The 13313-nt window shown below is 72.1% G+C and carries 14 protein-coding genes; 3 read left to right on the forward strand and 11 right to left on the reverse strand.

Annotated elements, in window-relative coordinates:
- Positions 1–7 precede the first annotated feature (7 nt).
- Complete coding sequence (locus tag PZC42_RS06485) at positions 8–481, reverse strand: OsmC family protein (RefSeq protein WP_277209398.1); 474 nt, start codon at positions 479–481, stop codon at positions 8–10.
- An 87-nt stretch (positions 482–568) separates the two neighbouring features.
- Here PZC42_RS06485 and PZC42_RS06490 point away from each other — a divergent pair, with 87 nt between their 5' ends.
- Positions 569–793 carry a hypothetical protein gene (locus PZC42_RS06490; RefSeq protein WP_277209399.1) on the forward strand — a complete coding sequence of 75 codons (225 nt, stop codon included), beginning with the start codon at positions 569–571 and terminating at the stop codon, positions 791–793.
- A 12-nt stretch (positions 794–805) separates the two neighbouring features.
- On the opposite strand, the gene PZC42_RS06495 is transcribed toward PZC42_RS06490, so the two are convergent.
- The 9 genes from PZC42_RS06495 to PZC42_RS06535 form a co-directional block, all read right to left on the reverse strand.
- Entirely contained in the window at positions 806–1183 is a 378-nt protein-coding gene (locus PZC42_RS06495) for an SHOCT domain-containing protein (protein WP_277209970.1), read from the reverse strand.
- Between the two features lie 29 nt (positions 1184–1212).
- Positions 1213–1539 (reverse strand): SHOCT domain-containing protein, encoded by a 327-nt coding sequence (locus tag PZC42_RS06500; RefSeq protein ID WP_277209400.1) that lies wholly within the window; start codon positions 1537–1539, stop codon positions 1213–1215.
- A gap of 31 nt (positions 1540–1570) precedes the next feature.
- A complete protein-coding gene (locus tag PZC42_RS06505; RefSeq protein WP_277209401.1) occupies positions 1571–2041 on the reverse strand; it encodes a DUF6325 family protein in 471 nt (156 codons plus the stop codon).
- A gap of 111 nt (positions 2042–2152) precedes the next feature.
- Positions 2153–3091 (reverse strand): formylglycine-generating enzyme family protein, encoded by a 939-nt coding sequence (locus PZC42_RS06510; RefSeq protein ID WP_498041191.1) that lies wholly within the window; start codon positions 3089–3091, stop codon positions 2153–2155.
- Entirely contained in the window at positions 3088–5448 is a 2361-nt protein-coding gene (locus tag PZC42_RS06515; protein WP_277209402.1) for an arylsulfatase, read from the reverse strand. Before PZC42_RS06515 ends, PZC42_RS06510 begins: the two co-directional genes overlap by 4 nt.
- A 151-nt stretch (positions 5449–5599) precedes the next feature.
- On the reverse strand, positions 5600–7834 hold the full coding sequence (locus tag PZC42_RS06520) for a winged helix-turn-helix domain-containing protein (RefSeq protein ID WP_277209403.1): 2235 nt from the start codon (positions 7832–7834) through the stop codon (positions 5600–5602).
- 51 nt (positions 7835–7885) lie between these two features.
- Entirely contained in the window at positions 7886–8296 is a 411-nt protein-coding gene (locus tag PZC42_RS06525) for a carboxymuconolactone decarboxylase family protein (RefSeq protein ID WP_277209404.1), read from the reverse strand.
- On the reverse strand, positions 8293–9696 hold the full coding sequence (locus tag PZC42_RS06530; RefSeq protein WP_277209405.1) for a hypothetical protein: 1404 nt from the start codon (positions 9694–9696) through the stop codon (positions 8293–8295). The genes PZC42_RS06525 and PZC42_RS06530 overlap by 4 nt, the downstream gene beginning before the upstream one ends.
- 104 nt (positions 9697–9800) lie before the next feature.
- Positions 9801–10388 carry a hypothetical protein gene (locus PZC42_RS06535; RefSeq protein WP_277209406.1) on the reverse strand — a complete coding sequence of 196 codons (588 nt, stop codon included), beginning with the start codon at positions 10386–10388 and terminating at the stop codon, positions 9801–9803.
- A 64-nt stretch (positions 10389–10452) separates the two neighbouring features.
- Between PZC42_RS06535 and PZC42_RS06540 the strand changes: the two genes are divergently transcribed.
- Positions 10453–11274 carry a thymidylate synthase gene (locus PZC42_RS06540; protein ID WP_277209407.1) on the forward strand — a complete coding sequence of 274 codons (822 nt, stop codon included), beginning with the start codon at positions 10453–10455 and terminating at the stop codon, positions 11272–11274.
- Positions 11275–11299: 25 nt separating this feature from the next.
- Positions 11300–11821, forward strand: a complete 522-nt coding sequence (locus PZC42_RS06545; RefSeq protein ID WP_277209408.1) for a dihydrofolate reductase — start codon at positions 11300–11302, stop codon at positions 11819–11821.
- A 25-nt stretch (positions 11822–11846) separates the two neighbouring features.
- On the opposite strand, the gene PZC42_RS06550 is transcribed toward PZC42_RS06545, so the two are convergent.
- Positions 11847–13181 carry a glycoside hydrolase family 6 protein gene (locus PZC42_RS06550; protein ID WP_277209409.1) on the reverse strand — a complete coding sequence of 445 codons (1335 nt, stop codon included), beginning with the start codon at positions 13179–13181 and terminating at the stop codon, positions 11847–11849.
- Positions 13182–13313: the final 132 nt, after the last annotated feature.

Here is a 13313-nt window from a genome sequence, read left to right on the forward strand (position 1 = left end):
CAGGAACTCAGGACTCCGCCGGCGGCGCGAACTGCGCGTCGGGGACCTCGGCGCCGGCCTTGAGCGTGCGGCCCACGGTGCAGGCCCGGTCGATCGACCGCTGCGCCAGCAGCAGCGTCTTCTCACGGGTCCTGTCGTCGAGGCCCGACAGGTCGATCTCGAACTTCTCCGTGAGCACGGGGTACCGGTCGTCGGCCATGTCCTTGGCGTCCTCGACGCGGATGGTCACGCGGTAGTCGTCGCCGAGCACGCGGGAGAACTTCGTGTCGCTGGCCATGCCGGCGCAGGCGGCGAGCGCGATCTTCAGCAGCTCGCCCGGGGTGAAGACGGCGCCCTCGGACGCCGGGCCGATCTCCACGCTGGCGCCGCGCGCGGTGTGCCCGCGGTAGGTGCGGGTGCCGGTGCGCTCGACCCACAGCGGGTCGGTGGGGGAGGGGGTCACGGCAACGGGGTCGCCCGCGGCGGTCGTCTGGTCGGTCATGGGTCGATCCTCGCACTGCGCGGCCACCGCGCGCGACGGCGTCCGTCACATCGCGCGAGCGCCGCTGGACGGTGCTTGGATCGGAGGATGAGCACACGGGACAAGTCCGACTTCGGGTCGGGGAAGATCCTGCCCGACGAGCTGCCTGACAGTGCGGCGTCCGCCACGGACGGGGTCGCCGCCGTGGAGCACGGGGCACACTTCCGCGCGGACGACGCCGACGCCGTCCCGGACGAGCCCGTCGCGGCGCCACACCCGCCGAAGCATGCGCAGGCCGACGGGGATGCGGTGGGTGCCCCATCCCCGTCGTAGCAGCTGCGTCGGTCAGGCGAGAGCCTTCGCCTTGAGAGAGGCGAACTCGCGCTCGTCGATCGTTCCGGCGTCGAGCAGGGCCTTCGCTTCGGTGATCTGTGCCGTTGCGGACGTGCCCGCCACGCTGCGGATGTAAGCCGCGGCGTCCGCATGTGCGCTCGCCTCACGCTGCGCGTGCCGCTCGGCCATGCTGCGGCCCCGAGCGATCAGGTAGACCAGCGCCGAGAGGAACGGGACGAGGATGAGCGCCACGACCCACAGGGCCTTCCACCACCCGCTCAGATGACGGTCGCGGATGAGGTCCGCGACGATCTGAAAGAGGACCACCAGGTACATGACGAAGAAGAACCACCACATCATCAGCCAGAACCAGTCCCAGAACGAATCCATCTCCATGCCTTTCGTCGGGCCGACCGAGGTCAGTCGGCGAGGATGCGCGCCTTCTGCGCGTCGAACTCGGCAGGGCTGAGGACTCCCTGGTCACGGAGCGCGGCCAGTCGTCCGAGCTGTTCGATCCGAGCGTCCATGCTGGTTGGGCCGGAGGCCGACGACGGCGGTACGGGGGGCGGGCCAGGCGGTGCCGGCGCGGACCAGGGATCCGGGGCGGCGTACGCCGGGGCGGGTGGTCGCGCGGTGTCCTGCGCGGCCCAGCGCCCTGCCTGGCGGCGCGAGACGCGGTTCGAGACGGCGGTCGCCGTCCCGGCGACGACGGCGGTGCGTGCGACACCGCGGAGCAGTCCGGGCACGAGATTCTCCGTTTCTCCGAGCGAACAGGTTTCAGGCGTCCGAGGCGTCCAAGGACGCGAGCAGGGCCTGGACGGGGATACGTCCGTTCGCGACCAGCTGCGCACCGTTGCGCCGCAGCGCCAGGGCGAAGGGCGCGGCCCAGGTGTTCTCGTAGACGAGGATCACGGCGGTCCGGCCGGGTTCGACCGTCTGCGCGGCCTCGGCCAGGTCGTCGTCGTCGAGGAGCCCGGATCGGGCCCCGGCGAACACTTCCAGGCCCGTCGAACCGTCGTCGAGCTCCTCGAGGCCGACGGCCGTGACGGTGTCGTCGGGGTGCCGTCGGATGACGACGAGATCGAGGACCCGGACGATGCCCCGGTCCACCAGGTCCAGCAGGTGGGGGAAGGCGGCGTCGCCTGTGGCGCGGTCCGTGGGCAGCTCGATGATCAAGAAGTCGATGGGACCGGACTCCTCCAGGTCGCCGAGCCCGCCGTCGAGCGGGTCGCTGAGCTCTTGCGTCATCGTGACCGTCCTCCCGATGCACGCCCGCGCCGGTCGCGGGCCCCAGTCAAGGTTCGCTCCACCTGGCCACGTCGTCCTCACGCAGAATGGGTGAAGTCCGGACGGCGGCCGTCAGCGGTCGCGCGCGCAGCGGAACCCGATGTGCGTCGTGGCGGTGTCCTCCGCCTGCGGTGAGCGGGCCGACGGACGGAAGCGGAGGCAGTAGTCCGGAGAGCACAGGTACGACCCGCCCTTGAGGACCCGCCGTGGGATGCTCGACCCCGGTTCGGCACCGACGCCCGCCAGCAGGGTGGGGCGCGCCCCGGCTTCGACCTGGGCCGTGCCGGGCGGGTGATGACGCTGCGTGTAGTAGTCGCTCGTCCACTCCCAGACGTTGCCGATCATGTCGTACAGGCCGAACCCGTTGCCCGGGTAAGTACCCACGGGAGCGGTCGAGGCACCGAACGGTCCTTGGTTGTCATAGGGGAACCGTCCGAGCCACGTGTTCGCCCGGACGACGCCGCCCGGATGTTGCTCGTCGCCCCAGGCGAACGGGGCACGGTCGTCGCCACCGCCGCGGGCGGCGTACTCGTGCTCGGCCTCCGTGGGCAGTCGCTTCCCCGCCCAGCACGCGTATGCCGCCGCGTCCTCGAAGGACACCTGGACGACGGGGTGGTCCATCCGTGCCTCGATGGACGAGCCCGGCCCTTCGGGGTGGCGCCACTGCGCGCCGGGCTGCCAGCGCCACCATCGGCTCCAGTCCCGCAGGTCGACGGGCCCCCGTGTCCCTGTGAACACCAGTGCACCCGGTGCCCGCTGCCAGGGAGCGGCGTCCGGGTAGTCGGATTCCTCGATCGGCCGTTCAGCGACCGTCACGTGCCCGGTGTCCGCGACGAAGCGTACGAAGTCCTCGTTCGTGACCACGTGACGGTCGAGCAGGAACGGCTCGACGACCCGGCGGTGGACGGGCCGCTCGTCAGGATAGAAGTCGTCGCTGCCCATCATGAACGTCCCGCCGGGGACGAGCGTCATCGTCGCGTCGGGCGCGGAGGGTGACGGAGCCGAGGTCACGGTGCCGATGCGGGACGAAGGTACTCGACGTGCACGGTGCCGATGCGTCCTTCCAACGCGAAGGGCAAGCGGTCCGCGTACGTCCGCGAGACCGCACCTCCGTACGCGCGCCCGATGTCGAGGCAGTCGTTCGCGGAGAAGAGCAGGGGTGCACTGACCGGGACGGTGCCTGATCCGACCTCGGCACCGTCGACGCGCAGCGACACCCGCAGGGGTCCGGCGGGCCGGGGATCGCCGGCGAACCGCGTCTCGATCTCGACCTCGTGGGTGCCGGCGGGCACGGGGCCGTCCGACCGGGCGACCGTCCGCTGCACGAGGAAAAGGTTGTACTCGTAGACGAGGACGCCGTCCAGCAGGAAGCAGGTGAGCCCGCCACCCGCACCGCCCAGCTTGTACAGCACACCGTTCGCCCTGTCGCCGACGGTGACGTCCATCGTCACGACGTTCGGCCGGTTGCCCAGGGCCGGGGCGCAGAACTCGGGGATCCGGACAGTGTCCCCGGACAGGGTCCACTGCGAGTAGGGCGGCGTGATGCGGTACTCCGGGTGCATGACGGGCACCCAGAGACCAGCGCCGACCGGCAGGACGTCGTTGCGAGCGGCCTCGATCGCGAAGGTCTCCTTGAGCTCGGCCAGCTTCTCGGGGTACTCGTCCGTGAGGTCTCGGGCCTGGCTCCAGTCGGAGTCCAGGTGGTAGAGCTCCCACCGGTCCTGGTCCGGCGTCCAGGTCTTGATGCCCGGCGGCAGGCCGGGCACCCACGGCAGTCGCGGGCCGGTCGCGCTGGCCATCCACCCGTCGGCGTAGATCGAGCGGCTTGCCATGACCTCGAAATACTGCGTGCGGTGCCGCTCGTCGGCCTGCGCGTCGTCGAACGAGTAGGCGAGGCTCGTCCCGTCGATCGGGTCCTGCGGGACGCCGCCGACCGTCTCCGGGGCGGTGATGCCGAGGATCTCGTAGATGGTGGGGACCACGTCGTTGACGTGGCTGAACTGTGTGCGGGGCTGCGGGTCCGGCTCGAGACGCGCCGGCCAGCTGATGAACAGCGGGTTGCGGGTGCCCCCGAGGTGGGAGGCCATCAGCTTCATGCCCTGGTACGGGGACGAACCCGCCCAGGCCCAGCCCGCGTGGTACATGTTGTCGGTCGCGGGGGTCCCGAGCGCGTCCAGCCCGCCGAGGTCGTCGAGGGCCTCGATGTGCTGGTCGACCGTCGTCGGGATTCCGTTCTGGGCGAGCAGCTCGCTGATGGTGCCGTTCTGCCCTTCACCCGAGGATCCGTTGTCGCCCCAGATGTAGAACACCAGCGTGTTCTCGAGGTGGCCCAGGCGCTCGATCTCGTCGATGACGCGGCCTGCCTGCACGTCGGCGTGCTCGCCGAACCCGGCGGCCACCTCCATGAGCCGCCGCTGAAACGGCTTCTGGTGCTCCGGGATGTCGTCCCACGCGTCGAGCTGCTCCGGTCGTGGTGTGAGCTCGGCGTCCTCGGGAATCCAGCCGGCAGCCTTGGCGCCCGTGAACGAGCGTTCCCGGTAGGCGTCCCACCCGTCGTCGAACTCACCGGCGTACCTGTCGGCCCACTCCTTCATGATGTGGTGCGGGCCGTGCAGCGCGCCGGTGGCCCAATACATGAAGAACGGTCTGTCGGGTGCGTTCGCCGTGTGGTCCCGGAGCCATCTCGTCGCGTCGTCGGCGATGTCCTCGCTGAGGTGGTATCCCTCCTCCGGAGTCTTCGGTGGGAGGACGGTGGTGGTGTTGCGCACCATGTTCGGCTCGTACTGGGAGGCTTCTCCGGCGAGGAAGCCGTAGAAGTACTCGAAGCCGTACCCGGTGGGCCATCGGTCGAACGGGCCGACCGCCGTCGTCTCCTCGGCCGGCGTGTTGTGCCACTTGCCCCAGGCGCCCGTCGAGTACCCGTACTGGCGCAGCACCTCGGCGACGGTGGCGCTGCTCGGAGGGATGCGACCGGAGTATCCGTCCCAGTCGTTCGCGAGCTCGGCGATCTGCCCGTTGCCGACCCGGTGCTGGTTGCGTCCGGTCAGGAGCGATGCGCGGGTGGGCGAGCACATCGCCGTCGTGTGGAACCGGTTGTAGCCGACGCCGTTCGCCCTGACGCGGTCGAGCGTCGGTGTCCGCACGGCGCCACCCAGCGTCGTCGGGAGCGCAGGACCCGCGTCGTCGATGAGGATGACGAGGATGTTCGGCGTTCCGGGAGGGAGCCGGCGCTCGGGCGGGAGCGGCGAGTACGTCGACTCGCCGAGCGTACGGCCTGCGACGCTGCCCGACCGGCGCGCAGGGAAGGGCAGCGACCGCTCGACCGGCAGCGGGCTGCCGACGACCGTGCGGCGAGGATCGTCACTCATCAGCGCTCTCCTGTCTGCTCCACGTCCAGGACGGCGTGGCGGCGTGGTCCCTGGGCGGGTGCCCACGAACCAGCACCGCCACCGTAGGTCGGTGAGCCCGGAGGGAACATCACGCAGATCGCACGAACGCGGGAGTGGTGCCGCTGCGTGCTCAGCCCCCGAGCAGCCCGATGTCGGCCGCTCGCTCGACGGCGGCGCCGCGGGTCGTCACGCCGAGCTTGCGGTAGATCGACCCGACCTGGGTGCTCACCGTGTTGCGCGAGACGAACAGCCGGCTGCCGATCTCGGCCATCGTCAGGTGCGTCTGGAGATAGGGGAGCAGTCGGTGCTCGGCCGGGGTGAGCGGTGGTGCGCCGGGTGATGCGGCGAGGCGTTCGAGACGTGTCCGGAAGCCGGTGACCTCCTGCGCCAGCAGGCCGACACGCGGACGACGGCGCAGCAGCTCGGCAGCCTCGGCCGCGAGGTGCATGGCGGTCGTCCGGTCTCCGAGCGTCGTGTACGCGTAGCCGAGCTGGAGCCGTACGCGCATCGCCAGGAACGGCAGGACGTGGGTGCACTGGACGCGAGCACGCATCGCTCGTGCCAGCAGTCTCCCCGCGACCGTGCGCTCGCCACGGTGCAGTGCGACCCGGCTGCTCGCCGCCAGGCCGAGAGCCGTCGTGGAGTAGCCCTCCATGTGGTGCGCGTCGATCGTGCGCACCGCGGCGCGTGCGTGCTCGTCGGCGTCCGCCCAGTTCCCCTCGTCGATGGCGAGGACGGCGAGCTCCCCCTCGCTCAGGATGACCGAGTCCGGGTTCCCGGCGGTCGCGCCCTGGTCCGAGGCCGCGACGAACGCCTCCCGTGCCGCGTCGACATCTCCGCTCAGGAGGTGGACGGACCCGAGCAGGTGGAGCGCCTGGTCACGCCACGGGCTCCAGGCGGGCTCGTGCTCGACGGCGAAGCGCGCGCAGGCGAGCGCCTCCTCCGGTCCGTCCACACACATGGCCGCCCGGATCTGGCAGCGTGCCGACTCGAGCGCCGTGCTCTCGTCCGCCGGCAGGCTGGTCGCGTCGAAGCGTTCGAGCACCGCGGCCCACCGCTCCGCGGCAAGCGACTCCCCCAGGAGGAGGGCCTTCCACGCGGCCACGACGGTGAGCTGGGGGAGCGCCTCGACCGTGCGCTCGCCCAGCTCCTCGAGCCAGCGCGAGACGACGGCGACCTGACCCTCCTGGTAGGTGGGCAGCGCCAGCTCGGCCACGAGGAGGGCCGCGTCCTCGACGTCGCCGGCCGCCAGCAGGTGCTCCACGGCCCGGGCCTCGAGCCGGTGGGTCGCGAACCAGACGGCCGCCCGTCGGTGCAGCGTGGCGACGACGCCGTGCTCCGTGCGGTCCAGCTCTGAGAGCAGGTACTCGCGGAACAGGGCGTGATAGCGGAACCAGCCGCGCCGGTGGTCGAGCGGTACCAGGAACAGGTTCGCGTCCTCGAGCTCACGCAGCCGCGCCGCAGAGTCGGCCGTGTCGAGCACCGCGTCGCACGTCTCTGCCGAGAGCTGGTCGAGGACGGCGGTGCGCCTCAGGAATCGCTGCGTCTGCGGGGACAACCTGACCATGCACTCCCGGTACAGGTAGTCGGCGACGAATCTGTCGTCCCCTGCCAGCGCTGACGCCTCCTCTCCGGCTCGTACGAGCAACGCGCAGAGGAAGACGCCCGTCGGCCAGCCCTCGCACCGCCGCACCACCGTCTCGATGCCGTGGTCGGCCTTGACGCCCGCAGCCCGGTAGATCGCCCGCGCTCCCTCGTCGTCCACCTGCAGGTCGGCCGAGCCGATCTCGAGAAGGTCGCCCTCGACGCGCCGTCGCGCGAGGTGCCCCAGCGTGTGCCGGCTGGCGACGACGACCTGCGAACCTTCCGGGACGCCGCGGAGCACGATCTCCAGCGCGTCCTGGCAGCTCAGCGAGTCCGCCTCGTGCAGGTCGTCGACGAACAGCACGAAGGGCGTGCGCGCCCGCGCCAGCGCCGAGGCCAACAAGGAGGCGGAACGCCCGAGCATCATCGGCCCCGTCCCGCGCATCTCGGCAGCCACGGCTGCGACGTCGGGTGAGACGCGCGCGCACGCGAGTGCGAGGAGGGTGAGCAGGCCGGCGGGGTCGTCGTCGAGCCTGTCGACACCTGCCCACGCCACCACGCGGTCCTCGATGCTGGCCCACTCGGCGAGCATCGTCGACTTGCCGTACCCCGGCGGTGCGGTGACCCCGACGATGCGGGCCCCGACGTCCCGGGCGCGCTCGACGAGCGCACGCCGGGACACCGCGGCGCGGCGCGGTGCGGGCGGCACGACCTTCGCCGCGAGCAACGCGGAGCTCAGGTCGGGTCGTGCGGTGACCGTCTGGCGGCTCCCGTCGGGCACGTCTCGCAGCCTAGGAGCGACTCCCGGTCTCCTCAACAGCAACGCACTTTCTCACCCGGGAGGGCTCGTCCCGTCGCGCCGGTCGATCCTCCCGCCGGCTCGCCGAGCGTCGTCGTCCCAGCCCTCGATCGGCTCGAGGCCGAGAGCGAGCGCGACGCCAGGCGCCGCGGCCACGATGGTCGGCAGCCCGACGATCGGCACGACGGCGCTCAGGACGTCCACGATCTCCTCGGCGGTCACGCCCGCCGCGAGCGCAGCGTCGATCTCCGCCCCGTAGCTGGGCTCGTGACCAGCGCCTGCCACGAGTGCGGCGATCCTGACGAGGGCGAGGTCGTGCGGTGTGAGCACCACCGGATCGACGCCGCGTCCGTCGTCGAGGCGCGCATCGTTGATCGTCAGCCGCCGCAGCTGCTCGGCGTGGTCCACGGCGCCGGTCGGCTCCGGCGCGGGTGCCGGGTTCATGCCGACCGCGCGTCGGCGTCATGCGCACCGTCGCGTCCCGGTGGATCGACTGCGCCGTCGCCTCCGCGCGCCGGTCTCGCGACGAGCTCGAGCACCGCGACGACCACCCCGGCGACGAGCGCGGTACCCACCACGAGATGTGGCGTCAGCTGGGGAGCGAGCAGGAGCACGAGGGCACCGCACGCGAGCACGGCGCCGCGTGCGGCGCGGCCGTGGCGGCCGAGCCAGGTTCCGAGCTGCCCGGTGGTGACGCCGCGCCGCTCGGCACGGGTGCGCACCTGGCCGAACGACCTGGCGATGGTCCGACGCACGGCGCGAGCTGAGTCGCTGGCCCCTGCCAGGTACGCCGCGACGGCGACGACGATGCCCAGGACCCCGACCGTGCGCAGCGTGACACGGAGGAACGACACAGTCTGGTCGAACACCACCTCGGCGGCGTCCAGGCGCATCACACGGCCCGTCAGTGCGTCCAGGTACAGCTCGCGGGAGACCGCGAGCCCGGCGCCGAGCAGGACCATCGCCACCGCGAGCGCCAGGCCCGCGCCGAGCAGGGCGCGCAGCGGGCGCACCGCGACGAGCACCCCTGCGGCGTACAGCCCGAGCGTGATCCACGGTAGCCACGTCCCCAGTGCGACGAGCTGTCCGTAGCGGTTCTGCAGGTCGACGAGCTGTGTCGATCGGGCCAACGTGAACGAGGCGTCGACGCTCGGGATGCTGCGTGCAGCGTCGAGCCCCCGCTCCGCGAGGCGTTCCTTGAGTGCGTCGATCACCTCGGAGAGCTGGATCGTCAGCTGGCCGTCCTGTACCTGGAGCAGCTCACCGTCGGAGCCCTGCATGACGACGACGAGCTGCCGGTGCGCCGTCCGGTTGGCCTCCGCCCACAGTGTGGAGAACTGCGGACTGCTGACCAGGTGGTCCGCCGTCTCTCGGACGAACGACTCGACCCCGCTCGTCAGCGGGGCCTCGAGCGCCGACAGGGCCGCGGTCGCGCGCGGCGCGATCTCCCTGTCGTCCAGCGTGCCCTGGAGCTCGCCGATCGCCTCGTGGACGAGTGTGGCGACGTCGAGTCGCGCCATCAGCTCCTGGGTGATGCGTCCGGCTACCGCGCTCTGCACCACGGGGTCGTTCGCGAGGGGCGCCACGGTGGACACGTAGCGATCGGTGTCGGTGAGCGTGCGCTCCGCCCACGCGGCGATCACGGCCGCCGGGGCGAGCAGGGTCGCCACGACGATCAGCGCCAGCGCCGCTGCGGACCGTCCCGGACGGCGGCGCGCGCTCTCGCGGTGTCCGTCCGGCGGCGTCTGCGCCGCGAGGAGCCGCCGCAGCTCGGCGTTCTCGCGCTCGAGCTCCGCGGCTCTGCGCGACGTGCCGTCGACGGGGCCGTCGTCTTCCCTCGCCATGGGGGTCCCTTCCCGAGTGCCGTCCCTCCAGGATCGGGTCGCGACCGTCTGCCGTCGTCACACAGTCCGCGTGAACCTTCCCGGCGTGACGCCCCTGGTCACCGTCACCGGCTCAGGTGCGTCAGCATCTGCTCGACGGCGGCGGTGCGGTGGGCGCGGGACGGCCAGGCCCGCGCGGCGGTAGACGTCGGGACGAGCTCGAGACCTGCCGTGGCGTCCCGGACCGTCAAGGTGTCGACCGTCGACCCGCCGAACCGGGTGCTGCCGGTGGCGACGGAGGCCGGCAGCGTCACCCACCAGCGGGGCGCGTCGTCGCCGCGCACCCACAGCTCCACGCGGTCGGTCAGCAGGGCGTAGACGACGTGCTCGCGGTCCGGGCAGTCGGGCGGCAGGCCGCGCGTCCCGGCCCGCAGCCTGCGCGCCTCGGCCGTCAGCGCCGTCGTCGGCCGCCCCACGACCAAGGGCGTGCCGGGCCGGTGGCGGGCCACGCGCCGCACCTGACCGCGCACCCGCGCCGAGACGACGGCGAACCAGGCGGCCACAGCCAGCGCGGCCACCGCGAGCAGCACGGCGACACCCCCGAGCACGCCGGGGTCGCCCAGCCGCCGGCCGATGTACGCCGCGTACAGCAGCACGATGAGCACGCTGGCCAGCCCGGCGAGGCCGCCGGTCGTCGTGAGGCGTCGGGGCATGCCGACACGGTACCGGCGGCCCTCCTCCGCGGCGGCGTCAGCGGGCGTCCGTAGAATCGTGCGCATGACCGCCCCCACGGCCGACACCGCGATCGCGACCCCCTACGAGGACCTCTTGCGGGAGGTGCTCGCCCACGGCACACCCAAGGGCGACCGCACCGGCACCGGCACGCGCAGCGTGTTCGGGCGGCAGATCCGCTACGACCTGTCGCAGGGCTTCCCGCTGGTCACCACCAAGCGCGTGCACCTGAAGTCGATCGCGTACGAGCTGCTGTGGTTCCTGCGCGGCGACTCGAACGTGCGGTGGCTGCAGGAGCGCGGCGTGACCATCTGGGACGAGTGGGCCTCTCCGGAAGGTGAGCTCGGGCCGGTCTACGGCGTGCAGTGGCGCTCCTGGCCGACGCCCGACGGGCGGCACGTGGACCAGATCGCCGCGGTGATCCAGCAGATCCGTTCGAACCCGGACTCGCGGCGGCACCTCGTCTCGGCCTGGAACGTGGCCGAGATCGAGAACATGGCCCTGCCGCCCTGCCACGTGATGTTCCAGTTCTACGTGGCCGACGGCCGGCTGAGCTGTCAGCTCTACCAGCGCTCGGCCGACCTGTTCCTCGGGGTGCCGTTCAACATCGCCTCCTACGCGCTGCTCACGCACATGGTCGCGGCGCAGACCGGTCTCGAGGTCGGTGACTTCGTGTGGACCGGTGGGGACTGCCACATCTACGACAACCACGTGTCGCAGGTGGAGACCCAGCTCGCCCGCGAACCGTACCCGTACCCGACGCTGCGCCTCGCCCCGCGCGAGGCGATCGACGCCTACGAGTACGAGGACATCGAGATCCTCGGCTACCAGCACCACCCTGGCATCAAGGCCCCTGTTGCTGTCTGAGGGATGGCGGTCTGAGGGCGGCAGCGTGACCGGGCTCATCTGGGCCCAGGCGCGTGACGCCGCCGGTCGCCCGGTGATCGGCGCGGGCGGGACGATCCCGTGGCACGTCCCGGAGGACTTCGCGCACTTCAAGCGGACGACGGCGGGGCACCCGGTGGTCATGGGACGGCTCACCTGGGCCTCGCTGCCGCCGCGGGCCCGGCCGCTGCCCGGACGCACCAACGTGGTGGTGACCGCCCGGTCCGGATGGTCCGACGACGGCGCCGTCGTCGCGTCGTCGTTGCCCGCCGCGCTGGACCTCGCCCGCGAGGCACCGGGAGGCGACGAGGTCTGGGTCATGGGTGGCGGGCAGGTCTACGCGGAGGCGATGGCGCTCGCGGACCGGCTCGTCGTGACGGAGGTGGACCTGGAGGTCGCCGGGGACACCTTCGCCCCCCCGATCGACCCCGCCCGGTGGGTGCTGAGCGACGCCGTGCCCGACGACGGCGGGTGGCTGCCGTCGTCGGGCACGGCCCGGTTCCGCGTCAGGACCTACGTGCGCCGCTGACCCGGCCATGTCCCGGAGCGGGCGGTCACCAGGCGGCGTTGGCCGCCATCTCGAGGGCGATCTCCTGCCACCAGGCGCCGGCCGACGGGCCGCCGTTGCAGGTGCCGTCGGACTCGCCCGGCAGCTTGACCCAGAGCAGGGCGTCGAGGGCGGTGCCGTCGTCGACGATGCTCGGCCGCTCGCCGAGCGCGCGGTCGCGCGGGTTGCACCACTCGCCGTTGGAGCCGTTGCCGTTGCGCGAGGTGTCGATGACGAACCGTGCGCCACCGGTGAGCGCCGAGATCTGCTCGCCGTAGGCCCGTTCCGTCGCAGTCGGGTTGTAGTTCGAGGTGTTGAGCGCGAACCCGACGGCGTGCTCGAAGCCGATCTGGTTCAGCCGGCCCGCCGCCACGGACGGGCTCAGCCAGCCCGAGTGCCCGGCGTCGATGTAGACGCGGCCACCCGCGGCCGTGAGCTGTTCGGCGGCGTACTGCAGGAACCCGACGCGGTCGCCCTGGCCGTCGCAGTCACCGAGCTGGGCCAGGGCGTCCGGCTCCAGGACGATGAGGGGGTTGCCCTGGATCCCGGCGGCGACCTCGTCGATCCACCGGGCGTACTCGCTCTGCTCCACCCCGCCGCCCGAGTGGCTGCCGCAGTCGCGGCCGGGGATCGCGTACACCGCGAGCATCGCGGTGGTGCCGTCCGCGGCGGCACGCCCCGTGTAGTCGGCGACGGCCTCCCGCTCCGTCGTGGCGTCGTTCCAGTTGCCGACCCAGTACGCCTGGGGCGTGTGGGCGATCTTGGCCAGCAGGTCGCGCTCGGTGCCGGTCGCGGCCTCCCAGGCGTCGTAGGCCTGTGTCGTCGGGTCGACGTAGAGGTCGCCGGACGGCGGTGGTGTCGGCTCGTCCGTCGGCTCGTCGGTCGGGTCCGGGGTGGGCGTCGGGCCGGGGCCATCGACGTCGCCCGTGCAGGGGACGCCGTCGAGGGTGAAGGTGCTCGGTACGGGGTTGGAACCCGACCAGGTGCCGATGAAGCCGAAGCTCGCGGTCGCGTCGGTGGCGAGGTCGGCGTTCCACGCGACGCCGCTCGCGGCGACGGACGTGCCGGACTGCGTGACCTCCGCGTTCCACGCCTGGGTCACCGACTGCCCGGGGGCTGCGGTCCAGGCGAGCTGCCACGACGGCACCGGATCGCCCAGGTTGGTGACGGTGACGTCGGCCTGGAAGCCGCCGGACCATTCGTTGGCCACCTGGTAGTCGACCGTGCAGCCCTGGGCCGCTGTGGCACTGGTGGCGGCGACCGCACCGATCGATCCGGCTCCCACGAGGGCGAGGGTCACGGTGAGGGCGGGCAGGCGGGTACGTCGTCGTCCCGGGATCATGGTGGCTCCGCATCGTCGTCGAGTCGGGTCGTGGCCACGCTATGGCTGAGGTTTGCCGGCTCCTACCCCCTAAACGTTTCGCCGGGTGCGCGCATCCGGGAGGTGGCGCGCCCCGGTGAAGTGGCACGGTGC

This window comes from Isoptericola croceus, from assembly GCF_029382255.1.
GTDB classification, from domain to species: Bacteria; Actinomycetota; Actinomycetes; order Actinomycetales; family Cellulomonadaceae; genus Isoptericola; species Isoptericola croceus.